The sequence below is a fragment of the Pseudoduganella sp. S-14 genome (assembly GCF_049913285.1).
In the GTDB taxonomy this organism is placed as follows: Bacteria; Pseudomonadota; Gammaproteobacteria; order Burkholderiales; family Burkholderiaceae_D; genus Rugamonas.
The window spans coordinates 3539718-3563261 of record NZ_CP183991.1 but is presented as its reverse complement, the minus strand read 5'-3'; the positions used below and the strand labels follow the sequence as shown (position 1 = coordinate 3563261).

Annotated in this window: 14 protein-coding genes and 1 pseudogene; 8 read left to right on the top strand and 7 right to left on the bottom strand. The window is 62.1% G+C overall.

Translation table 11 applies throughout. The features are described 5' to 3' along the window. The 3 genes from ACN9MZ_RS16210 (at position 1) to fusA (ending at position 3652) form a co-directional block, all read left to right on the top strand. On the top strand, positions 1-879 hold the full coding sequence (locus ACN9MZ_RS16210; RefSeq protein ID WP_426338012.1) for an SMP-30/gluconolactonase/LRE family protein: 879 nt from the start codon (positions 1-3) through the stop codon (positions 877-879). Then, entirely contained in the window at positions 863-1453 is a 591-nt protein-coding gene (locus ACN9MZ_RS16205) for a flavin reductase family protein (protein WP_426338011.1), read from the top strand. Before ACN9MZ_RS16210 ends, ACN9MZ_RS16205 begins: the two co-directional genes overlap by 17 nt. An 84-nt stretch (positions 1454-1537) precedes the next feature. After that, the gene (gene fusA, locus ACN9MZ_RS16200; protein ID WP_426338010.1) at positions 1538-3652 is read left to right on the top strand and encodes an elongation factor G; all 2115 of its coding nucleotides are present in this window, start codon (positions 1538-1540) and stop codon (positions 3650-3652) included. On the opposite strand, the gene ACN9MZ_RS16195 is transcribed toward fusA, so the two are convergent. From ACN9MZ_RS16195 to ACN9MZ_RS16185, 3 genes are all read right to left on the bottom strand, one after another. Next, positions 3649-5895, bottom strand: a complete 2247-nt coding sequence (locus ACN9MZ_RS16195) for a putative bifunctional diguanylate cyclase/phosphodiesterase (RefSeq protein WP_426338009.1) — start codon at positions 5893-5895, stop codon at positions 3649-3651. The two genes, fusA and ACN9MZ_RS16195, sit on opposite strands and share 4 nt — an antisense overlap. A gap of 5 nt (positions 5896-5900) precedes the next feature. After that, positions 5901-6380, bottom strand: coding sequence for a hypothetical protein (locus tag ACN9MZ_RS16190; protein WP_426338008.1), 480 nt, complete (start codon positions 6378-6380; stop codon positions 5901-5903). A 61-nt stretch (positions 6381-6441) separates the two neighbouring features. Continuing rightward, positions 6442-10212, bottom strand: a complete 3771-nt coding sequence (locus ACN9MZ_RS16185) for a CHASE domain-containing protein (RefSeq protein ID WP_426338007.1) — start codon at positions 10210-10212, stop codon at positions 6442-6444. A 94-nt stretch (positions 10213-10306) separates the two neighbouring features. Here ACN9MZ_RS16185 and ACN9MZ_RS16180 point away from each other — a divergent pair, with 94 nt between their 5' ends. After that, a complete protein-coding gene (locus ACN9MZ_RS16180; RefSeq protein WP_426338006.1) occupies positions 10307-10801 on the top strand; it encodes a hypothetical protein in 495 nt (164 codons plus the stop codon). Here ACN9MZ_RS16180 and ACN9MZ_RS16175 read toward each other — a convergent pair. Beyond that, on the bottom strand, positions 10798-12765 hold the full coding sequence (locus tag ACN9MZ_RS16175; protein WP_426338005.1) for a peptidase U32 family protein: 1968 nt from the start codon (positions 12763-12765) through the stop codon (positions 10798-10800). The two genes, ACN9MZ_RS16180 and ACN9MZ_RS16175, sit on opposite strands and share 4 nt — an antisense overlap. A gap of 33 nt (positions 12766-12798) precedes the next feature. Further along, positions 12799-13707 (bottom strand): LysR substrate-binding domain-containing protein, encoded by a 909-nt coding sequence (locus tag ACN9MZ_RS16170; protein WP_426338004.1) that lies wholly within the window; start codon positions 13705-13707, stop codon positions 12799-12801. Positions 13708-13968: 261 nt separating this feature from the next. Here ACN9MZ_RS16170 and dkgB point away from each other — a divergent pair. Continuing rightward, positions 13969-14067 (top strand): annotated as a pseudogene (dkgB, locus tag ACN9MZ_RS16165) (2,5-didehydrogluconate reductase DkgB); the annotation flags it as partial. A 27-nt stretch (positions 14068-14094) separates the two neighbouring features. Here dkgB and ACN9MZ_RS16160 read toward each other — a convergent pair. Further along, entirely contained in the window at positions 14095-17268 is a 3174-nt protein-coding gene (locus tag ACN9MZ_RS16160; RefSeq protein ID WP_426338003.1) for a di-heme oxidoredictase family protein, read from the bottom strand. A 170-nt stretch (positions 17269-17438) separates the two neighbouring features. On the opposite strand from ACN9MZ_RS16160, the gene ACN9MZ_RS16155 reads away from it, so the two are divergent. Together ACN9MZ_RS16155 and ACN9MZ_RS16150 are read left to right on the top strand one after the other, a co-directional pair. Then, positions 17439-19211, top strand: a complete 1773-nt coding sequence (locus tag ACN9MZ_RS16155; RefSeq protein WP_426338002.1) for an AI-2E family transporter — start codon at positions 17439-17441, stop codon at positions 19209-19211. Positions 19212-19286: 75 nt separating this feature from the next. After that, entirely contained in the window at positions 19287-21491 is a 2205-nt protein-coding gene (locus ACN9MZ_RS16150; RefSeq protein WP_426338001.1) for an OsmC domain/YcaO domain-containing protein, read from the top strand. Here the strand turns inward: ACN9MZ_RS16150 and ACN9MZ_RS16145 are convergent. Then, positions 21488-22465 (bottom strand): NAD-dependent epimerase/dehydratase family protein, encoded by a 978-nt coding sequence (locus ACN9MZ_RS16145; RefSeq protein WP_426338000.1) that lies wholly within the window; start codon positions 22463-22465, stop codon positions 21488-21490. The two genes, ACN9MZ_RS16150 and ACN9MZ_RS16145, sit on opposite strands and share 4 nt — an antisense overlap. Before the next feature lie 95 nt (positions 22466-22560). On the opposite strand from ACN9MZ_RS16145, the gene ACN9MZ_RS16140 reads away from it, so the two are divergent. Continuing rightward, positions 22561-23445 carry a LysR family transcriptional regulator gene (locus ACN9MZ_RS16140; RefSeq protein WP_426337999.1) on the top strand — a complete coding sequence of 295 codons (885 nt, stop codon included), beginning with the start codon at positions 22561-22563 and terminating at the stop codon, positions 23443-23445. The last annotated feature ends 99 nt before the right edge of the window (positions 23446-23544 follow it).

Below are 23544 nucleotides of genomic sequence, written 5' to 3'. Positions count from 1 at the left end.
GTGGAGCTGATCGTCGATGCCCAGAATGCCCTGGGCGAATGCATTGTCTGGTGCGAGCGTACGCAATCGCTGCTGTGGACCGATATCCTGGGGCGCCGCCTGTGGCGGCACCGGCCGGCAAGCGGGGAGACGCAGCACTGGGAGATGCCGGAACGCCTGGCCTCGTTTGCACTGGCCGCGTCGGAAGGGCGTTTGCTGCTCGGGCTGGAAAGCCGGCTGGCCTGGTTCGACTTTGCCGCCGGCGAGGTGATGACCATCGTGGAGGTGGAAAGCGACGTCCCCGGCACGCGGCTCAACGACGGCCGTTGCGACCGCCAGGGCCGCTTCGTGTTCGGCACCATGAATGAAGCGATCGGCAGGGCGCCAATCGGGCGCTTTTACCGTCTCGGCCATAGTCTGCACCTGGAAACGCTGCCGCTGGCGCCGGTCGCGATTGCCAACAGCATCTGCTTCAGCCCGGATGGCGCCACCATGTATTTCTGCGACTCCCTGAGCGGCATGATCCGCTGCTGCGATTATGGCGATGAAGTGGCGGGCGAACGCATCTTCGCCCATTTGCCGCCCGGCTGCGGCGAGCCTGATGGCTCTGCGATCGATGCCGACGGCTTCCTCTGGAATGCCGAATGGGGCGCCGGCCGGATCGTGCGTTACCGTCCCGATGGCAGCATCGAGCGCGCGGTGGCGGTGCCGGTCAGCCAGCCGACCTGCCCCTGCTTTGGCGGCCCCGGACTGGACCAGTTGTTCGTGACCAGTGCCCTGGTGGACTTGCTGGAAAGCGAACGCTATGCCGGCGGCGTGTTTGGCATGCCGGTGACCGATGCGGTCGGCCTGCCGGAAGTGCGCTTCGGCGCTAGAATGGGGGATGACTCAGCAATTTGAACACTTCAAGCCGGTTGCCCTGAACCATGCCAGCCGCCTGCTCAACCACGGCCCGACCGTACTCGTCACCAGCGCCCATGAGGGCCGCCGCAACATCATGGCCGCTGCCTGGTCGATGCCGGTCGAATTCACGCCGCCCCGCATTGCCGTCGTGATCGACAAGCATACCTTCAGCCGCGAGCTGATCGCCGCCAGCGGCGTGTTCGCGGTCTGCATCCCCGGCGCCGCCGCGGCCGACCTGGCGTATGCCGTCGGCACATCGAGCGGCCGCGAGGGCGACAAGTTCGCCCGCTTCAGGCTCGATTCCCAGCCTGGCGCGGCCACCGGCGCGCCGCTGCTCGCCACCGGCTGCGTGGCCTGGCTGGAGTGCCGCCTGATCCCCGAGCGTCATGCCGAAGACGCTTACGACACCTGCTTCGCGGAAGTGGCGGCGGCGGCTGCCGATGAAAGAATCTTTTCCGGCGGGCACTGGTCGTTCCGTGACGACAACGCTGATCTGCACACCCTGCACCATCTTGGTGCCGGAAATTTTGTGCGTGCGAGTGCGATGATTAAAGCGAAACCGCTCCCTTGATTTCTTGTTGAGCCGCCCAATCTTCGCACTCCTGTTACTGATAGAATCGAAGATGCCCGCAAGGCATCGTTCAAGGAGATTGTGATGAGCCGCAAGACACCTATCGAGCGTTACCGCAACATTGGCATCAGTGCCCATATCGACGCTGGCAAGACCACGACGACGGAGCGCATCCTTTTCTACACCGGGGTCAACCACAAGCTGGGTGAGGTGCACAACGGCGCCGCGACCATGGACTGGATGGAGCAGGAGCAGGAACGCGGCATCACCATCACTTCGGCAGCGACCACCGCCTTCTGGAAAGGCATGGGCGGCAATTTCCCCGAGCACCGCATCAATATCATCGACACGCCGGGCCACGTCGACTTCACGATCGAAGTCGAACGCTCGATGCGCGTGCTCGATGGCGCGGTCATGGTATATGACTCGGTCGGCGGCGTGCAGCCGCAATCGGAAACCGTCTGGCGCCAGGCCAACAAGTACAAGGTGCCGCGCCTTGCCTTTGTCAACAAGATGGACCGTGTCGGCGCGGACTTCTTCCGCGTGCAGCAACAGATCAAGGACCGCCTGAAAGGCACTGCCGTGCCGATCCAGATCCCGATCGGCGCCGAGGAGAATTTCCACGGCGTGGTCGACCTGGTCAAGATGCGCGCCATCATGTGGGACGACGAGACGCTGGGCGTCAAGTTCACCTACGAGGACATTCCCGCCAACTTGAAAGAGCTGGCGCAGCAGTGGCACGACCATATGATCGAAGCTGCCGCCGAGGCGACGCCCGAGCTGACGGAGAAATACCTGAATGGCGAGACCCTGAGCGAAGACGAGATCAAGACCGCGCTGCGCCAACGCACGATCCGCAACGAAATCGTGCCGATGCTGGCGGGCAGCGCCTTCAAGAACCGCGGCGTGCAGGCGATGCTGGATGCGGTGATCGAGTACCTGCCGTCGCCGGTCGACGTGCCGGCCATCGCGGGTCACGACGAGGATGACAACGAGATCGAACGCCATCCATCGGACGACGAGCCGTTCTCCGCGCTCGCCTTCAAGATCATGACCGACCCGTTCGTCGGCCAGCTGACCTTCTTCCGCGTGTATTCGGGGATCGTGAATTCGGGCGATACCGTGTACAACCCGACCAAGGGGCAGAAAGAGCGCCTGGGCCGCATCCTGCAGATGCACGCCAACGAACGCAAGGAGATCAAGGAAGTGTTCGCGGGCGACATCGCCGCTGCCGTGGGCTTGAAGAACGTGACTACCGGGGACACGCTGAGCAATCCGGACAAGGTAATCATCCTGGAAAAAATGGTCTTCCCCGAGCCTGTGATTTCACAGGCGGTGGAGCCAAAGACCAAGGCCGACCAGGAAAAGATGGCGATTGCCCTGAACCGCCTGGCGCAGGAAGACCCGTCGTTCCGCGTGCATACCGACGAGGAATCGGGCCAGACCATCATGTCCGGCATGGGCGAGCTGCACCTGGAAATCCTGGTGGACCGCATGCGCCGCGAATTCAGCGTCGAAACCACGGTAGGCAAGCCGCAGGTGGCCTATCGCGAAACCGTGACCAAGGCGGTCAGCGATATCGAGGGCAAGTTCATCAAGCAATCAGGCGGCAAGGGCCAGTACGGCCACGTTGTGCTGAAGCTGGAACCGATGGAAGCGGGCAAGGGGTTCGAGTTCGTGGACGCCATCAAGGGTGGCGTGGTGCCGCGCGAGTTCATTCCGGCAGTGGAGAAGGGCATCCGCGAGACGCTCAATACCGGCGTACTGGCTGGCTATCCGGTGGTCGACGTGCGCGCCACGCTGACCTTCGGCTCCTACCACGACGTGGACTCGAACGAGAACGCCTTCCGCATGGCCGGTTCGATGGCCTTCAAGGAAGGCATGCGCAAGGCCGACGCGCAGCTGCTGGAGCCCATGATGCACGTCGAGGTGGAGACACCCGAGGAATTCATGGGCAACGTGATGGGCGACCTGACCACGCGGCGCGGCATGGTGCAGGGCATGGACGAAATCCCCGGTGGCGGCGGCAAGCAGATCCGCGCGCTGGTACCGCTGGCGGAGATGTTCGGCTATTCCACTTCGCTGCGCTCGCTGACGCAGGGACGGGCGACCTACACCATGGAGTTCCAGCACTACGCGGCGGTGCCCAAGCACATCCTCGACCAGGTGGCGACGGCGCGCACCGCATCGAAGCACTAGGCCGGTTCGAGCAAGGCCGCGAATTCGTCGGCCGGGACAGGGTGGCCATACAGGTAGCCCTGTCCCTGTTCGCAACGCAGCAGCTTGAGCAGCTTGGCTTCTTCTTCGGTCTCGATCCCCTCGGCCACGACCTTGAGGTCAAGGTTGTGCGCCAGCGATACCACCGTGCTGACCAGGCCCATATAGCCCGCATCGAGCGACATGCGGGTGACAAAGGAACGGTCGATCTTCATCACGTCCACCGGCAGGCTGACCAGATAGGACAGCGAGGAATAGCCGGTGCCGAAATCGTCGATGGCCACCGGCACATCCAGCGCGCGCACCTTATTGAGGATTTCGACAACGCGATCATGGTCCGAGACCAGCGAGCTTTCGGTAATCTCGATCGACAGCGGCTGCTTGTCGGCGCCGGCCATGTGCAGGGCATGTTCGATGTCGCTGAACAGGGAATCGCAACGGAACTGGGCCGGCGCCACGTTGACGGCAATTTGCGGGGGCTTCAGCCCGGCATCGTGCCAGGTCCGCCAGTCCTGCATGGCGCGCTGCATGACCTGGCGGCCAACGGCGATCACCAGGCCGGTGCGCTCCAGCTCCGGCACGAATTCCGACGGCGGTACCAGGCCGCGCAGGGGATGGCGCCAGCGCACCAGCGCTTCGGCGCCGGTCAGCTTGCCGGTGCGCAGGTCGATTTTCGGCTGGTAGAAATTGACGAACTCCTGGCGTTCCAGCGCCTCACGCAATTCCACTTCAAGGCTGATCTGGCGCGCCACCACGCGGTCGGCGGCGCGGTCATATTGGCCGAAACGCAGGTCCAGGTCGCGCGCCGCGGCGAGCGCGTCCCAGGCCTTGACCAGCAGCTCGTCGGCCGTGGTGCCATCGTCCGGCAGGGCGGCGGCGCCGGCGTTGATGGTGCACCAGATCTTGTGTTCCTTGACCTGGTAGGCGCCTTGCAGCGTCGGCACCGCCGTCTCGTGGATGAATTCCGCGGCAGTCTGGGTCCCGTGCGCGGGCAGGAAGACTGCGAAGCGGCCGACGCCGACGTGGGCCAGCAGCATGCTTTCCGCGACCACCGAGCGCAGGCGCTGGGCGATATGGCGCATCAGGCCGACGGCGGCGGCGTTGCCGTAGGCCGAACTGATTTCGTCGAAACGGTTGATGTTGATCAGCAGGACCGTGCCGCGTGCATCGGAAGCGGCAAGGGCGGCAATCTCTTCCTCGAACTGCAGCCGGCTTGGCAGCCCGGACAGCACATTGGTGCGCGCCAGGCGATGCATTTCCTGGGCATTGACCAGGCGCTCGATCCCGTAGCTCAGTTCGTTGCTCAACTCACCGGCACGCTCACGGTAGAAAGCGTCGAAATGCTGTTCGCGGCGCGAGTAGAAGGTCGCCACGCCCCAGGGCTGGTTGTTGACGAACAGCGGCACCGCCATGCAGGACGCGATTTCGTGGCCTTTGCGCGAGCCTGATTGCACACGGCCGGTGGCCAGCACATGGGCCGCCAGTTCCGCCGCCAGCCAATGCGGCGGCGTTTCGCCGGCGCTCCAGTGGCGCTCCTGGCCTTCGCGGCTGGCCGAGGCAAACAGGTAGAGCGTGCCATCTTCGGCGCGGCGGCTGATGGCGGCGCAATCAAGGCTGGGCTGGTGCGCTGCCAGGCGGCAGGCATCAAGGCAAAGCTGCTCCAGCGTGCGCGAGCGGGGGATCAGGGCGCTCATGCGCGACAGCAGCACATAAAAATTGTCATGGCGGATCAGGGCGCGTTCTTTTTCCACCTCGTTGGTGACGTCGATCGCGGAGCCGCCGGTAAACGATTCGCCATTCACATGGATGGGGAATTTGTGCACCAGCCAGTGGCGCTTGCCATCGCCGGTTGTCTCCATGGTCTTGGTGACGTCCGGATTCTCAGGCGCGCCGTCCTGCTGCTCGAGGCCGCTTCCCATCACGTAGTTGCCGGCCGCATCCTTGATCCAGAGCGGGGCCGGTGCGTGCTCGGCGAACCCGGCCAGGAAACCCCTGGCCCGGGCCAGCCCCTGGCGCAGGCTTTGCTGGGTGCGCAGGCAGTTGGCGATATCGGCCAGCGCGGCATGCTGGTCGGGAGAATGGTCATCCGGCAAATGGCTGAACAAGCGCTGCTCATCCTCCAGTGCCTCGGCCGGCACCGGTTTTCCACACACAAATCCAGCCAGCCGCTGTAGTTCCTCTAGCGAGCTGGACTGCAAGTGCTCAATGGATGTGCGCTTGTTCATTTGAATCACATCAGTTTGAACTTGAGCTGCACGGAAAGAGCGCCATGCAACCGTTCCTTATATGTAGGTACGATAGCAAAATTAACGCCAACGCGTTGGTATTCCACGCTGATCACTGGAATTGCCGCGAGGAACCATCCGCCATCGCGCATTTTGGGATAGCCATTGAAGCCGCCGATCACGGCGCCAAGGCGCACCGGGCCGATGGCCCAGGGCTGGTAATACACGCCGGCGTAATTCGACATCTGGCGGTCGCTGTTGTGAAAGCGCCCCGCAGTCACTGAGGCAACAGTGGAAAAGCGGTATTCAGCCCCGAAGCCGGGATTGGTATCGTCAAAGCCTTTGTCGCGCTGGAAGTGATAGGAGTAGAAGCCCGGATTTACCCAAAGTTCGGATAACGGCTGGTTTTCAATCACGCTGAAGGTGTCGGCAAGCGCCGGCATCGACAGGGCAGCAAAAGTAGCCCCGATGAAAAGCTTTTTCATTTATTTCCAAAAATTTAATGACTGCCGGTGAATTATAGCGTTTGTGTCATTTCCCTAGATTTCAATTGCGGGCTTTGACATGAATAAATTGCAAAATCGTTGCAATTAGATCATCTCCATCAACTGGCTTGGCAACGAAGCCATTCATGCCGGCGGCATCGCATTCGGCGCGTTCGCCGAGGGTGACGCCGGCACTCATGGCAAGTACGGGCAAGTCCAGGCCCAGTTCCTTGCGGATGGCCTGGGTGGCGCTGAAGCCGTCCATCACCGGCATTTGCACGTCCATCAGGACCAGGTCCACCGGCTGCTCGCCATGGCGCAGGAAATCGACAGCCTGCGCCCCGTTCTCGGCGATATGGACGCTGGCGCCGACCGCTTCCAGCATGCTGCGCGCGACCAGCTGGTTCAGCGCATTATCCTCGGCCAGCAGGATGGATTGTCCTGTGAGCACTTTGCTGCCGCTGCTGAAGGCGCCCTGTTTGGCGCCTCCCCTGTCGGGTTGGGGACTCAGGGCATAGAACAGGGCGGAACGGGTCAGGGGGCGCAACAACTCGGGGTCGGGCCGCGGGCCGCCCGTCGTATCCTGCGCGCCGCTGCGCACGCAGATACGTTGCGGCACTTCGCTTGCGCGCGCGGCGCTGGCGAAGCTGCTGTCATAGATCAGCAAATCGTAATTGGCGCGCGCCAGGGCGGCGCCGATCCCGGCCGCGGAATCAACTGTGTCGCAACGCCAGCCCCAGCGCGCCGCCAACTGGACCACGTCGTCGTGCAAGTTCGGCCTGGGATCGGCGTAGAGTACGCGCCAGTTGCGCCTCGCCCCGGTCAAAGCGTACGGGTCGGGCAGGTGGCCCTCGCGCAGTGGCATCACGAACGTGAAAGTGGTGCCGCGGCCCGGCGTGCTCGCTACGTCAATCCTGCCGCCCATTATTTGCACCAGGCGCTGGGAAATCGCGAGCCCTAAACCAGTCCCTCCATAGCGCCGCGCCATCGAGGCGTCGGCCTGGCTGAACGGAGTGAACAGGCGTTGCAATTGCTCGGGGTTGATGCCGATGCCGGTATCGCTGACTTCCCAGCGCAGCATGGCCGGTTCGGCCGGATCGCGGCTGGCATGCACGGTGACGCTGCCGCTGTCGGTGAATTTGAGGGCATTGCTGACCAGGTTGAGCAGCACTTGCTGGATGCGCTGCACATCGCCGTGCAGCGAGACAGGCACGTCCGCATCCACGCACAGGGACAAGGCCAGGCCCTTGTCGGCGCTGGTCATGGCCATCACGGCGGCCAGCGCGCACAGCACGTCTTCGACCAGGAAATCGTCGTCGACCAGCTCCAGCTTGTTGGCCTCGATCTTGGAGAAATCGAGCACATCGTTGAGCAAGGCAAGCAGGGAGCGGCCGGCACCGGAGACCATGTCGAGATATTGGCGCTGCTCGGCATTGAGCGGCGTGCGGGCCAGGATCTGGCTGACGCCCAGCACCGCATTCATCGGCGTGCGCAATTCGTGGCTGACGTTGGCGACAAAGGCGCTCTTGGCGGCGCTGGCCGATTCGGCCTGGGTCTTGGCGTCGTTCAGTTCCTTCTCTGTGGCCTTTTCGGCTGTGACATCGCGCATGATCATGGCGTAGCCGATGCAGTGCCCATGGTCGTCGCGCACGGGGAACAGCTGTTTCAGGCCGAGGAAGGTGCTGCCGTCGCGCCGGCGGCGCAGCGCGGTCGCTTCATACTGGCCGTGTTCCAGGGCCAGGGTCATGCTGGTGATCGCATGGCTTTCGGTCGACAGGACCTGCAGGGGCTGGCCGACGATCTCCGCCGCCTTGTAGCCAAACAGCTTTTCGGCGCCATCATTCCAGGTGGTGATGGTGCCGGTCGGGTCGAGCAGCACGATGGCGTGGTTGCGGATGTGGGAAGTGAGCAGCTTGAAGCGCGCTTCCGATTCTTCCAGGCTGGCAGTCTGTTGCTCGAGCTGCCTTGCCGACTGGTCCTTGGCGCGCAGGGCGGCAATACGTTCATGCACCAGGTTGCGGCTGGCGCCGAAGAAGAGCAGGCTGATCAACGTGCCCATCACCAGCACCATGAAGGATTTGCCCTGGTCGACCGCGGCGTCGAACAGGGCGGTCGGGCGCACATTCAAGGCCCAGGTCTGGCCGTTGTCGCCGGCCGGCACGTACTGCAGGCTGGAAAGGCGGGTGAAGCTCTGTCCCACGCTGCTGCCAGTGCTCGTGTACATCAGTTGCCCCTTGGTGTCCTGGAAGTAAACGTCGAGGCGCACCTCACGCAGGTCGCTGCCAAAGATGCCTTGCATGAGGTCGCCCATGCGGAAGGGACTGTAGACAAAGCCCTGCAATTCGCGATGTCCAGCGCTGTCTTTTCTATAAACCGGATTGAACATCAGGAAGCCGACCTGCTTGGGGTCTTTGATCTCCTGCACCAGCGTAATGGGGCCGCTGGCAGTCATTTTGCCCGTTTGCATGGCCGCAACCATGGCGTCCCTGCGCGTCGGTTCGGACATCATGTCGTAGCCGATCGCGAACTTGTTGCGTTCCGATTGCGGCTCCAGGTAGACGATTGCTGCATGCAGGTCGCGGTCGCCTTCCGGCCAGACCTTGATTTCCTTGTTCAGCGCGGCAACGGCGCCAGCTGGCGCAAAACGCGCATACCCCATGCCGAGCACGCCCGGATACTGCTTTGGCAGCTCCAGTCCGGTCACGAACTGCTGCCATTCTTCGCGCTCGACGCTATAGGAGGCATCGAACAGCGCCGTGCCGGCACGCAGCAGGGATTCGTAGCCCTCCATGCGCAGGCGTATGGTTTCGCGCACATTGTCCGCGGCACGCTGGAACCGCTCGCTGGTGCGGGATTCGGTGTCGTAGGTGATCCAGCCCCAGGCGCTTACGGTCAGCGTCATGCAGGCCAACAGGATCAGGATCGGGGTCCAGACGTAGCTTTCCGCGAGCCCGGGTTCCTCCTCCGTGGCCAGGACCCAGGCCAGTATGCTGCTGATCGCGAGGTAGGTCGAGAGCGAGAGCAGCGAATGGTGCAGGACGCCGGAAACAAAGGGCCCGTGGTCCATGACCGTGGCCGGTATCGCGATGCCGGAAATGATGGCGAGCGCGATGCGCACCATGGAACGCCAGCGCTTCACTGCCGCCAGGCCCAGGAAGAACAGCAGGCAGTAAGGCAGGAACTGGGCTGCGGCGAGATGCGAATCGCTCAGGAAGACAGCCAGCGTGGCAATCGCCAGCGCAGCGAGGAAGGCCCATTGGCCTGGCGACCATTGCGGCCAGGCTGGATGGGTGGGAATCGCCATCGCCAGCGGCGCCAGCAGCAACATTCCGAGGAAGTCGCCGGTCCACCAGGTGGCAGCGACTTGCCAGGTCAGTGCCGGCGGGATGATGCCGGACAGTTCGAGCGAGACCACGCCAACTGCCGCCGATGCAAGGGCGGCGACAGCAGCCACTGCGCCGAACTTGTATACCTCACGCTGGTTATTCAGAGCCATGCCGGCGATGCCAAGCCTCTGTGACAGCCAGTTGGCCACCAGTGCCTCTGAGGTATTGCCGATGGCAATCGTCAGCGAGACCGTCAGCAGCACCGGCAAGGACGCGGCATTGTTGTTGTGGAAGACTGCCAGGTTGGCGAGGAAGGCTCCGGCGAGGATGGCCGGCCACAACTGCCGTCCAAAGCGCAACAGCAGCACCAGTGCGAAGCCCGATGGCGGCCAGATCGGGCTGGCATTGCTTTGCGCCAGGGCGAGCATCAGTCCAAGCCGCGCCAGCAGGTAATACGCTCCAGTAGCGAGCAGCAGGACTGTCAGCGTACGCAGGCGAAGCGGCATGGGGTGGCGGGCGGGTCGGTGGTGATGCCTTTATATCACGGAAGATGTACAAGGCTGAAATGAAGTTGTCACATTTGCCCCGTAGCATGTCAACATGCAATTGACTCCAGAAAATCGAATCCGCTTGCGCGGCACGGTATTTGGCAAGACCGAGGCTGGCCGGGTGGAATTTGTGCAGCGTAGCGCCGGGCTTTCGGCACGCCAGCGCGCCGTGCTGATCCTGATCGACGGCCAGAAAGCCTTCGGTGAAATCGAGACCTGGCTGGGCGAAGACGAAATGCTGGAAGCGGTGGAGGCACTGCTGCGCAAGGGACTGGTGGGAATCAGCTCAGCTCCGGCACTGGCATCAAGTCATCCTGCCGCCATCGGTACGGCAGCGCTGGCGGCGGCACGCGAATTCATGGTGGCCGCAGCGCGCAAGCACCTCGGCCTGATGGCGGCCGACCTGGTACGACGCATCGAACATGCGAAAGACGAAAGCCAGCTGGCCGGTGTCATCGGCCTGTGGCATGTCTCGTTGAGGGAATCGAAGACCGGCAAGCCCTGCGCCGAGGGCTTGCTGGCAGAAGCGCGCGCCTTACTGGCTTAGTTCGGCCGCTTGCGGTGGAACACCAGCGGGCTATACGGCACCGCCGATGGAGGAGGGGAGTTCAGGATGCCCGGCTTCATCGCGCCTACCACGTGCATCTCGCAAGGCTTGCAATCGAAGCGCAGCGTATAGGTGTGGTCGCCGCTGACGAGCGTCATCGGTTCCGCTTTTACCTGGCCCTGCACCCCTTGCACGCCCTTGGCCTGTTTCGGGCAAAGGTTGAACGAAAAGCGCAGGCAATGCTTGGTGATCATGAGCGGCACTTCGCCCGCTTCCTCGTGCGCCTCGTAGGCCGCATCGATCAGCGCAACGCCATGCTTGTGATAGAACGCGCGCGCTTTTTCGTTATAGACGTTGGCGAGGTAGCTCAGTTGCGTGTCCGGATAGACAGCGCGCGGTTCGGCAGGCGCCTTGCGCTGCGGACGCTGCCAGGCCGCCAGCCGCGCCGCTTCATGCGCGGCCACCGCATCGCGGCGCAGGGCGTTGATTGCCGATGAAGGCACGAACCAGGGCTGCGACAATTTCAACTCGACGTGGTCGGCCACGAACATGGTGTTGCCCAGCTTCGCCAGGCTGGCGCGCAAGCCGCTTTCAGCCTGCTCGGCGTTCTGCGCCGGCTGCAGCGCCATTGCCGCATCGGTGGTGCTGACGATGCCGTCTTCATCGATGATCGCGAGACGCAGTCCCCCGTCCATCTCGGCCAGTGTCAGTTGCAGGCCCACATGGCGGTCGGAAGACTTCTTGTGCAGTGCCGCTTCCCACTGGTGGTCGCGGTTGCGGTGGATCACGGTGCCGACTTTCAAGCCTGGCAGGGCCGCCATTTGCTCGTTCGGGAAAACGCGCCAGCGCTGGCCGTCTTCGCTATCGCCCAGCTTTTCAGCCTTGTTGGCCTGGATGCCGACCGTAGTGCGCTTGTTCATGTAATTCAAGCCGTCGCCGTTGGCCATCGGCGCATTGGTGATGACGTCGATATGATCGCCGCCCATGCGCACCACGGTGCCCAGTTCTACGCCGACGTATTTCGGCGAATCGAAGGCGCCGATATCGTCCTGGCGGCCATTGGCGAAATAGTCGGTGTGGCCGCGGTGGAAAGTCTTGTCGACGTCCGGCGTGAACAGCACGCGGGTGCGGCCACTGGCGGCGCGGGCGAACTCGGGACGGCGCTCCAGCAGTTCATCGAGCAGCAGGCGGTAGTGGGCGGTGATGTTCTTCACATAGCCCATGTCCTTGTAGCGGCCTTCGATCTTGAAGGAGCGGATGCCTGCATCGACCAGCGCTTCCAGGTTGGCGCTCTGGTCGTTGTCCTTCATCGACAGCAGGTGCTTTTCAAAGGCGACGACGCGGCCCTGGTTGTCGGACAGCGTGTACGGCAGGCGGCAAGCCTGCGAGCAATCGCCGCGATTGGCGCTGCGGCCGGTGTCGGCGTGCGAGATATAGCACTGGCCGGAGAAGGCCACGCACAGCGCGCCGTGGACGAAGTATTCAAGCGGGGTATCGACCTGGGCGCGAATCTGCTTGATCTTGTCGAGCGTCAGTTCGCGCGCCAGCACCAGCTGCGAGAAGCCTACGTCACCCAGGAATTTGGCTTTTTCGACCGTGCGGATGTCGCACTGGGTGGAAGCGTGGAGCTGGATCGGCGGCAGGTCCAGTTCGAGCAGGCCCATATCCTGGATGATCAGCGCATCGACGCCGGCCTCGTACAGTTGCCAGATCTGTTTGCGTGCCAGGTCAAGCTCCGAATCGTGCATGATGGTGTTCATGGTCACGAAGATGCGCGAGCGGTAGCGGTGGGCGAATTCCACCAGCGAGGAAATATCCTCGATCGGATTGCTGGCGTTGTGGCGAGCGCCAAAGGCGGGACCGCCGATATAGACGGCATCGGCGCCGTGCAGGATGGCTTCGCGGCCAATTTCCGCGGTCTTGGCTGGCGCCAGCAGTTCGAGCTCGTGATCAAGCAATGACATTCTGAGATAACCCTACAGTTGCAAGGGTGGATATTATACCGGCTCGCTGAAGGCGCGATCGCCCAGTTTTTCCTTCATGTAGTCGACAAACGACGCGATCCGCGCCGACAGTGCCGTATTGCGGTAGTAGACGGCATTGATCGGTTGCCGAACCTCCAACGTTTCTTCGACCAGGACTTGTACCAGGCGGCCGGACTTGCGGTCGGCATTGCTCAGGAAGTCCGACAGGCAGACAACGCCGGCCCCGTGCAGCGCCAGGTGCAGCAAGGTTTCGCCGCTTGAGGTGTAGATGTCCGGCGTGACGTGCACGGGCTGGCCGTCGGTGTCCTCCAACGGCCAGTCGTTCAGGGTGTCCGGCTGGTTGAAGCCCAGGATCGTGTGGTTGACCAGGTCTGCCACGTTGACCGGAGGGCCGTGCTTTTCCAGGTAGGCGGGACTGGCGAGGACGCGCAGGCGGCCGGTGCCGATCGGCGTCGCGTGCAGGGTCGAATCGCGCAGGCGGCCAATGCGGAAGGCGACGTCGGTACGCTTTTCCATCAGGTCGGTGATGCCTTCATTGCTGTTCAGCTCAAGCTCCACGCGCGGGAAACGTTCGCGGTAGCCGTTCACCAGCGGCACGATGACGTGCAACATGAAGGGCGTCGACGCATCGATGCGCAGCCGCCCGGCTGGGCCCTGGCGGCGCAGCGACATCTTCTCTTCGGTTTCCTCGACCTTGGCGACAATGGTGCGGGCGCATTCGAGGAAAGCCTTGCCTTCCTCTGTCAGCTCGAGGCGGCGCGTGGTGCGGCGGACCAGCGTGGTTTCCAGTTTCTCTTCGAGGCGGGTCAGGGTGCGGCTGGCTGCGGAAACCGTCAGTCCCAGGCGTTCAGCGGCGGCGCTGATCGATCCTGTGGCCACAATGGCAATAAATGCCTGCATTTCGTCAAGGGTAGTCTTCATTTCTTTGATTATTGCTCAAATATCTTTCGCGGAAAACCGGCCTTTCTGCAAAAGTCTTGGCGCTAGCGTGCTGCCTCATTGAATCGAGCAAGGAACTTTCCGCCTGCAAGGACAGGCCACTTTCGACTCGGTCCGCAACGCCATTGAAGCGGGTTATCGCGCGACAATATTGAATACACCAGGCGTGCCATCGCGGCCCGCAAGAGCAGGGCATCCACGTCACTTCGTATATGCGGTTTCCCGATGGCAATGTTATTGGCGACCCGGCAATTGACCGCACAGGACGTGGCTGAAATCGCAGCGCTGGAACGCAACGGCCGCATGGTCAGCCCGGAAGGCCTGGCGCCGGCCTGGGACTGATGCCCCGGGCCGGCCCGGCTGTCGTGCTTACAGCGATTTCAGGAAGGCCAGCAAGGCTTCACGGTCCGCCGCGGACAAGGCGGCGAAGCGTTGGCGTGAGGCCTCGCCCTCGCCACCGTGCCACATGATTGCCTCGGTCAGGTTGCGCGCACGGCCATCGTGCAGGTAGCCGGCCTTGCCGCCATTGCCCATCACCTTGTCGGTATAGCCGATACCCCACAGCGGCGCGGTACGCCACATGCCGCCCCTGGCCTGACCCTCGACAAAATTGTCGGCCAGTCCTGCGCCCATGTCGTGCAGCAGCAAATCCGTATAGGGGCGGATCACCTGGTTGCGCAGCTCCGCCAGCAGATGTCCTGGGCCGGTGCGCATTTCCACCGTATGGCATGCCGAACAACGCATGGCCTGGAACAGGCGCGATCCGGCGCCTACTTGCTGCGCGTCGACGCGCAATTCTTCAAGCGGCGCGACGCCTTTCGGGAAACCGCTAGGCAGGCTGCGCTGGGCTGGAACGGCGACCAGGGCCAGGTACTGCGAGATCAGTTGAAGTTCGGCCTCGCTCACGCCGCGCTGTGCGGTAGCGGTTTTACAACCGGCAGGGTCGCTGCCGCAACTACGGTTCGGATAGACCGGCGATGTCACTGCCATGTCCTGCAGCAGTGCCGCTGCGGCCTGATGGCGCAGCGTTGCCTTGGCGGCTTTCCAGCCGAAACGGCCCAGGCGCACCGCACCGGTTTCGGGATCGTAGACGAAGTTGGCGATGCCTTTGATACCATCCGCATCCGGGGCGCTGCGGACGCGGGCCAGGATATCGGCTTCGGGAACCGCTTCCAGCAAACCGGTGCCGATCATCGGCTGCGCGGCGCGCAGTGAAGCAATCTCCGGCGCCGGTCCTTCGTAGGCGAGCAGCGGCTTGCGCAATTCCACAGCCGTGCCGTCGGCCAGCGTTACCGAGCCTGTCTCGAAGCCGGCAACTCGCACGCCGGTGCCCCAGTTCTGTGGAGCGCCGGTGCTGGAGAAGGCGTTCATCTGTACCGCGGTGCCATACAGAGGGTGCGGCAACTGCTGGCCGTCCGCTCCCGTCACGGCGACCCGAACCGACATGGCGTCCAGCTTCTGGTTGACGGCAAATGGCGCCGGGCTGCGGCCATTGTTTACGTGGCAGCCGATGCAGGCCGATTGGTTGAAGCGCGGGCCCTGCAGGCCCACAGCAGGTGTGTAGCGGTCGTTGCCGGCTTCGTTATGGTCGCCGGTGGTGAAACTGGTGTGGATCAGGCGACGGCCTTCGACAAAGCGCTGCATGTTCTGCATGCCCACGTTGTTCTGCGGCTGCTGGAACATGAACAGGCCGTTGTCCGAATAGTTGTAGGACACCGAACCAAGGCCGCCGGACAGGGTCTCCGCCGGCAGCGGCACCGAATTGAGGCGCGGCTGCACGCCATACCATGGGCGCAGGCCGCTGCCGACCACATAAATCCATTCGGCAGAATAGTAGCGGATGCCGCCGCTATCGCCCTTGCCGAGCATGGACTCGGTAGTGGAAAACATGGAGGGAGAAACTTCGATCGCATCGCCCAGCACCAGCGGCCGCGCCGGAATGTTGCTGCCATTCGGGAAGCCGTTTGCATCGAGCCCGTTCATGCCGGGATACTGCTTGACCAGCAGCGTACAAGCGCCATTGATGCCTCCCGGCGCCGTGAGCTGGCCGGCCGCAGGGTAGGGCGTCGGTTTGCAGACCTTGACGTTGTTATCGACCAGCTCCCCCGGCGCCATCCAGCCATAACCGGTGACGCCCGGGCGGTCGATGGCGCGGAAGAAGGCAATCCCGCCAGACAGGAAATCGACCGTCGTGTACTGGTTGACGACCAGCGTAGGCTTGGTGACGCCGGGAACGCGGCTGTTGTCAACGATTTCCACGCCCCAGGTGCGGTTCTTGAAGTATTGCGACACGAACGTGAGGTAGTTGCCGGGGCCTTTATCGACAGCCTGTCCGGTTGCCGGATCGACGGTCTCGTTCGGGCCGTAGCCGATTTCATTCCACTCCTCGCCGCGCTCGCGGCCGTGGCGTGCGAAGCCGCGTGCGCCGAAGCGGGTGACGAGGGTGCCGTCCGCCAGGGTGAATTGCAGCGTCTCCAGTGGAGATGGCGCTGCTGGCAACGGCACGATATCCTGGCCGCTGGCCGGGAAGCGCAACGCCGACGTCGGGCCGGGCTGCAGGGTGTTGTCGCTGCCAGGCGACTTGAACTCCACCTCGAACAGCGAATAGCCGTACTGCGTTGCGCGGGCAATGCCCTGCATGCGGACATAGCGGGCATTGATGCCCAGGTTGAAGAATTCTTCCGTGCCGCCCCGGCCGTTGCTGACCAGGCGCAGTTGCGACCAGTTGCTGCCATCGTCTGAGACGAGCAGGGAATATTGATTCGCATAGGCATTTTCCCAGGACAGCTTCATATAGCCGATAGCAGTCCGGGCGCCGAAATCGAACTGGATCCAGGCGCCATCCTCCCTGGCGCTGGCCCAGCGCGTGCTGGCCAGCCCATCGATCGCGGCGGAGGCCGACATACCTGCGTTTTCCACAGCTGACGACGATGCCGCGAGCGGCTTCACCGCAACGCCAGGCGCAGCGGGATCACTTGGCAGCGGTTCCGGTTGCGGCGTCGGGGTGGGGGAGGCCGGCGTGCCGGAGAACGCCTGGATCTCGAAGATCGAATAGCCGTATTGGGAGGAGCGCTTGATGCCTTTCACGCGCAAATACCGGCCCTGGCCAGCGAGACCGGACCAGTCCTCGGTACCGCCCTGGCTGTTTTGCACGGACTTGATCGTGGTCCAGGTAGCGTTGTCGTCCGATACCTGAAGCTGATATTCGCTTGCGTGGGCATTTTCCCAGGCGATCCTGACGCGGTTGATGGCGACCGGTTTGCCGAAATCCAGCGTCAGATGCTGATCGTCGGTAAAGCCGCTGCTCCAGCGCGTGCCGTCGTTATGGTCGATGGCCGCTGCGGCAGGCAGGTCGCCGCGTTCAACCGCAGAAGCGGTGGCGCCTGCCGGCGTCAAGGCAATTTCCATTGTCTGAACCGCGCTCTCGGCCTTGAGCACCGTTCCCGGCGCCGTGCTGTCGCTTCCATTCCCGCCGCCGCAAGCTGCCAGCAGGGTGGCGAGGGCAAGGGGCAAGCAGCGGGTGATCCTGTGTTTGATGAACATGACGCCTCCGTAAATGGAATCCTTTCCAATTGCTGGTAGGCAATATTGTCCATCTGGACACGAAAGTCAAGCGTGCGTTGCACTTGCTAGTAATGAAGCCTGGGCTCATTGCCATCAGGCGGATGAAGATCAAGTATGATCGCGGCTGGCATTGGCATGGGTGGAACCGAATGAAAGTGAATTTTGCCGTCACGGCTGCGTGCGTGCTTGGCCTTCTCTATTTTGGCAGGGAGGTGCTGCAGCCTGTCGTCACAGCGATGGTGCTGAGCCTCGCGCTGGCTCCCTTGATCCGCACCATGGGCAGCCTGGGACTTTCCCGCGTCAACGCGACTTTCGGCGCCCTGGCGCTCGTGATCTTGCTGTTTGCCGGCGCCTTTGCGATCCTCGGCGCGAACGTCATGGCACTGACCGCGGACCTGCCCCAATACACTGCCGAAATCCGTTCCAAGTCAAAGTCGCTGGAAGAACTGGCCCAGCATCCCTTGGCACGCCTGGCGCCGCAACTGCTTGAAGAACAGCCATCGGCAAGCGCACTTGAAACGGGGCCGCGGCCGGTGCCGGTGGAGATTCGTGAACACGCCAGCACCAGCGATTCCATCGCGAAGGCCATCGGCGTGGTCTCGGGTCCCTTGGGCGAGGCATTCCTCGTGCTGGTGCTGATGATTTTCATCTTGCTGGACCGGGAAAACCTGCGGGATCGCGTCCTGCGGCTGGTCGGCCAGCGCGAAGTCAGTCGCACCATCAAAGGCCTGGAAGACGCGGCGGAGGGTGTATCGCGCTTCTTCTTCACCCAGTTGCTCCTTAACCTGACATTTGGCGTGGTGATCTCGATCGCGCTCTGGCTGATCAACATTCCGCACGCCGCACTGTGGGGTGCACTTTGTGCAGCACTTCGTTTCGTGCCCTATATTGGCGCACTGATCGCAGGCGCCGCAATCGCCCTGTTTGCCGCCGCCGTCGAGCCTGGCTGGACGCTCGCCGTTTACGCCATCGTGCTGTTCATCGTGCTCGAGGTATTCGTCGCCAACGTGATCGAGCCTCGCGTGTATGGCCATAGCGTTGGCATGTCGCCGCTAGCGGTGATTGTGTCGGCGCTGTTCTGGGGGGCTATCTGGGGTCCGTTGGGATTGCTGCTCTCCACGCCGCTCACGCTGTGCATCGTGGTCGGCGGCCGCTATGTCAAGAGCCTGGAGCCGATCAGCATCATGTTCGCGGAATCGCCCAACACCAATGAAGCGCAACGCTTCTACCATCGGGTGCTAAGCGGCGATGCCAACGCGATTATCGAAGAAGCGCGCGCCTTCCTGCGCAAGTCGACACTGGCTCGTTATTGCGACAGGGTGCTGCTGCCCGGCCTCGCCATGGCAGGGGTAGGGTTGCAAAGCGGCCAGGAAAGCCGCCTGCGCGCGACAGTTGCAATGGTGGCCGATACACTGGACGCCAGCCACGCGCCGAGCCGCGGCCGCCGCCGCAATATCTCCATGCTCGACGAGAACGTTGGCGCCCATTTGCGCCACCAGCGCGAGGAGAGGTTGGGGCGTTGGCAAGGTTCGCTGGACGTGCCTGCGCGTTCGGTCATTGTCTGCACTTCCATGCCAGGCGTGCGCGAAGAGTTCCTGAGCGAGTTGCTGGTCCTGGTGTTCCGCGATGCGAAGCTGGACGCGCGCAGCTTTGTCCTTGATCCTGCAGGCCCCGAAAACGACCCGGGGGCCGACAACCTGGTCTCCACTGTCTTCATTGCCTACCCGATCGAGAGTGCGCCGGCAGCGTGGATTTCGGCCGTGACCGAGTTGCGCGCCGCCTTGCCCGACGTGCAACTGGTAACGATCCGCCCGCGCGACGACGTGGGCACCGAGCACGCAACCATCGCCTCGCACGTCGACCTGGTGCTTCAATCGTTCGAAGAGGCGTTAGCGTTCGTCACGCCGAGCAAGATCGGCTGACAGCCTTTGCGGTGCGCCTGAAAAGGGCCGATAATAGCGGCCACGCTATTTTGAGCACTATTTTGGAACATTCCTATGGAAATTAAGGTCAACTTTCTCGATAAGCTTCGCCTGGAAGCCAAATTCGACGATTTCACGGTCATCGCCGACCAGCCAATCCGCTACAAGGGAGACGGCTCGGCGCCTGGGCCGTTTGACTATTTCCTGGCTTCGTCGGCCTTATGCGCCGCGTATTTTGTGAAGTTGTATTGCTCAACTCGCAATATCCCGACCGAAAATATTCGTCTCTCGCAGAACAATATTGTCGATCCTGAAAATCGCTACCAGCAGATCTTCAAGATCCAGGTGGAACTGCCGTCGGATATCTCGGCCAAGGACCGCGAAGGCATCTTGCGCTCCATCGACCGCTGCACGGTCAAAAAAGTGGTGCAGGCCGGCCCGGAATTCATTATTGAGGAAGTGGAAAATCTCGACGCCGATGCACAGGCCTTGCTGACCATCGACGCGGCATCCGGCACGAGCACCTACATTCCTGGCAAAGATCTGCCGCTGGAGCAGACCATCGCCAATATGTCGGGCCTGCTGGCTAACCTCGGCATCAAGATTGAAATCGCATCCTGGCGCAATATCGTTCCCAATGTCTGGTCGCTGCATATCCGCGACGCGCACTCGCCAATGTGCTTCACCAATGGCAAAGGCTCGACCAAGGAGAGTGCACTGGCGTCTGCACTCGGCGAGTACATCGAGCGAATCAGCTGCAACCATTTCTACGCCGGCGAATTCTGGGGCGAAGATATTGGCAACGCCGACTTCGTGCATTATCCGAATGAGCGCTGGTTCAAGCCGGGCCGCAAAGACGCGCTGCCGGCCGAGATCCTGGACGAATACAGCCGCGGAATTTACGACCCGGATGGCGAACTGCGTGGCTCCCATCTGTACGACACCAATTCCGGCAACGTCGAACGCGGCATCTGCTCCTTGCCGTTCGTGAGGCAGTCGGACGGCGAGGTGGTGTACATCCCGACCAACCTGGTCGAGAATCTCTTCGTCAGCAACGGCATGAGTGCTGGCAATACGCTGGCGGAAGCGCAGGTGCAATGCCTGTCAGAGATTTTCGAAAGGGCGGTGAAACGCGAAATCCTGGAAGGCGAACTGGCCTTGCCGGACGTTCCGCAGGAAGTCCTGGCGAAATATCCCGGCATCCTGGCCGGCATCAAAGGCCTGGAAGAACAGGGCTTCCCGGTACTCGTGAAAGACGCATCGCTGGGCGGAACCTATCCGGTGATGTGCGTGACGTTGATGAATCCGCGCACGGGCGGCGTGTTTGCCTCGTTCGGCGCACATCCGAGCTTTGAAGTCGCGCTGGAACGCAGCCTGACCGAATTGCTCCAGGGGCGCAGCTTTGAAGGCCTGAACGACCTGCCGCGTCCGACTTTCGTCAGCAACGCCGTGACCGAACCAAACAACTTCGTCGAGCATTTCATCGATTCCAGCGGTATCGTGTCCTGGCGCTTCTTCAGCGCCAGATCGGACTTCGACTTCGTTGAATGGGACTTCTCCGGCCAGGGCGAGAACTCGAATGCCGAGGAAGCCGCGGCCTTGTTCGGGATCCTCCAGGACTTGGGCAAAGAGTCCTACATGGCCGTGTACGACGAGCTGGGCGCGACTGCCTGCCGGATCCTGGTACCAGGCTATTCGGAAATCTATCCGGTGGAAGACCTGATCTGGGATAACACCAACAAGGCGCTCCAGTTCCGCAACGATATCCTGAACCTGCACCGCCTGGACGACGAGAGCCTGGAAGCGCTGCTCGAACGCCTGGAAAACAGCGAACTCGATGAATATGGCGACATCGCGACCCTCATCGGCATTGAATTCGACGAGAACACGGTCTGGGGCCAGCTCACTGTGCTCGAATTGAGGTTGCTGATTAACCTGGCGCTCAACGAATACGAAGCCGCGCGCGAACTGGTCGACGCCTTCCTCCAGTACAACGATAACACCCTGGATCGCGGACTGTTCTACCAGGCCCTTAGCGCGGTGCTGGAAGTGCTGCTCGATGAAGAGTTGGAGCTGGACGATTACGTCGTCAATTTCCGCCGCATGTTTGGCGACGAAAAGATGGACGCGGTCATCGGCTCGGTCGACGGCAGCGTGCGTTTCCATGGCCTGACCCCGACCAGCGTGAAGCTGGAAGGCCTCGACAGACATCAGCGCAAGATCGACAGCTACAGGAAACTGCACGCGGCGCGCGCCAAGGCTCCTGTCAAAGCCCGTTAAGACCTGGCAGGAAGGCAGCCAAGGCTGCCAAGCGTGCAGGCGAGGGCGGTTTCCAGCGGTGTATGCGGTTCACTGCCGAGTACATCACGTAGCCGCTGGTTTTCCATCCGCACCGTGCGCTGCCATAAATAGCGCATTTCCATCATCTCGCGCAGCGTTTCGTTGAGCGGCGCCGCGAGGCGAATCAGCCACCAGGGAAAGGCCTTCAGTTTGGGAGGTTTTGCGCCGTGGGATTCGACCACCCGCTGGATTGCACGTGCGAATTCAGTGCCGTCGCGATCCCAATAGCCGGCCATGTGATAGCTGGCGAAACGCGGCAACTTGTCGCGCATATCGAGTAACGCAATCATGGTGGCCGCAACGTCCGGCAAGTATGCGTACTGATGTCCAATGCCAGGTGCGCCGGGCAATTTGACTTCTACCGGCACCTCGCCGGGCCGTATCATCCCTTGCGAAAGCCAGTTATTCCGGGCATTGGGTCCAAAGAAGTCCCCCGCACGGACGACGATTGTTCGCACGTCTCCACGCTCGCTGGCTTCCCGCAGCCGCTTCTCCAGTTCGACGCGAATTTTGCCTTTGCGTGTAAGAGGGCGCTGCAACGAGTCTTCACGCAGTACCGGGGAGGCGTCGGGGCCGAAGTTATAGACGGTTCCCGGCAAAACGATGGTCGCGCCTTGCGAGGCCGCGGCGGCAATGGTATTGTCAATCATCGGCAAAACCTGTTGACCCCAGCCACGATAGCCTGGCGGATTGACGGCGTGGACGATGACAGAACACCCTTCAGACGCCCTGCCGACATCCAGCGCGTTCATTGCGTCGCCCTCAATCCATTCGACGCCGTCAGCCATGCGGTTTGCTACGCCCAGGCCACGTTTCAGAGCACGAACTGTCCAGCCTCGTGCCACGAGCTGGCGGAGCATTTCGCCGCCGATTCCACCGCTCGCGCCGAGGATCAATACCGTTTTTCCATCCATGACTTGCTCCCTTAAGTTGACTATGAAGCAAATTATGGCCAAACTCAGACCCAACGAAAATTCCCTAAATCCTTGCAGCGACTATATAAATTTGTATGATAGAGACGATTTCCTGGGACCTGTACAGGACCTTTTTGCACGTTTTGAACGCCCAGTCCTTATCCGGCGCCGCGCGATCGCTGGGATTGACGCAACCAACGGTCGGGCGCCACGTTTCTGAACTTGAGTCTGGCCTGGGATTGGCCCTGTTCACGCGCTCCCAGTCAGGGCTGCAGCCAACGGAGGCCGCACTGCAGTTGCGGACCCAACTCGAAGAAATGCAGCACGCCGCCGCGTCGATAGAACGTAGCGCCCACGGACACAATGCCGTTCGCGGCGCCGTAAGGGTCTCGGCAAGTGAAGTCGTAGGCATAGAAATCCTGCCATCGATCCTGGCGCCGCTTCGCGCCAAACATCCTGAACTGGCGATCGAACTCGTGCTGAGCGACGCAGTCCAGGACCTGCTCGGCCGAGAGGTCGACATCGCCGTGCGGATGACGCAGCCGCAGCAGGATCTTTTATTGGCGCAGCGCGTCGGTGAGGTCGCCGTCGGTTTCTACGCACACAGGGATTACTTGGCGACGCGAGGCGAACCGAAAAATGTTGCGGACCTCGCGGGTCACAGTCTAATCGGATTCGACATGGAGACGCCATTCCTGCGGGCGGCCAGCGCAAAACTGGGCGCATGGAAGCGTGAAGGGTTCGCATATCGAACAGACAGCAATCTGGCGCAAATGGCCTTGGTCCGTGCAGGCGCGGGCATTGGTGCATACCAGGTTGGATTGGCGGAGCGAGATAAGAACCTGGTTCGTATCCTGGAACAGGAAATGCACATGACGATGACGACGTGGGTCACCATGCATTCGGATCTAAGGCACAGTGCACGCTGCAAGACGGTTTTTGACGCCTTGGTGGTCGGAGTGAAGGAGCTGTGGGAATAGCTATGATACTTCGCATAATCTATATTATGTCAAATGCTATGTGGCCGTTATCGCCGCTTGCGCCGGGCAATCGTAGCGCTCAGCAGTCCAACGTAAAAT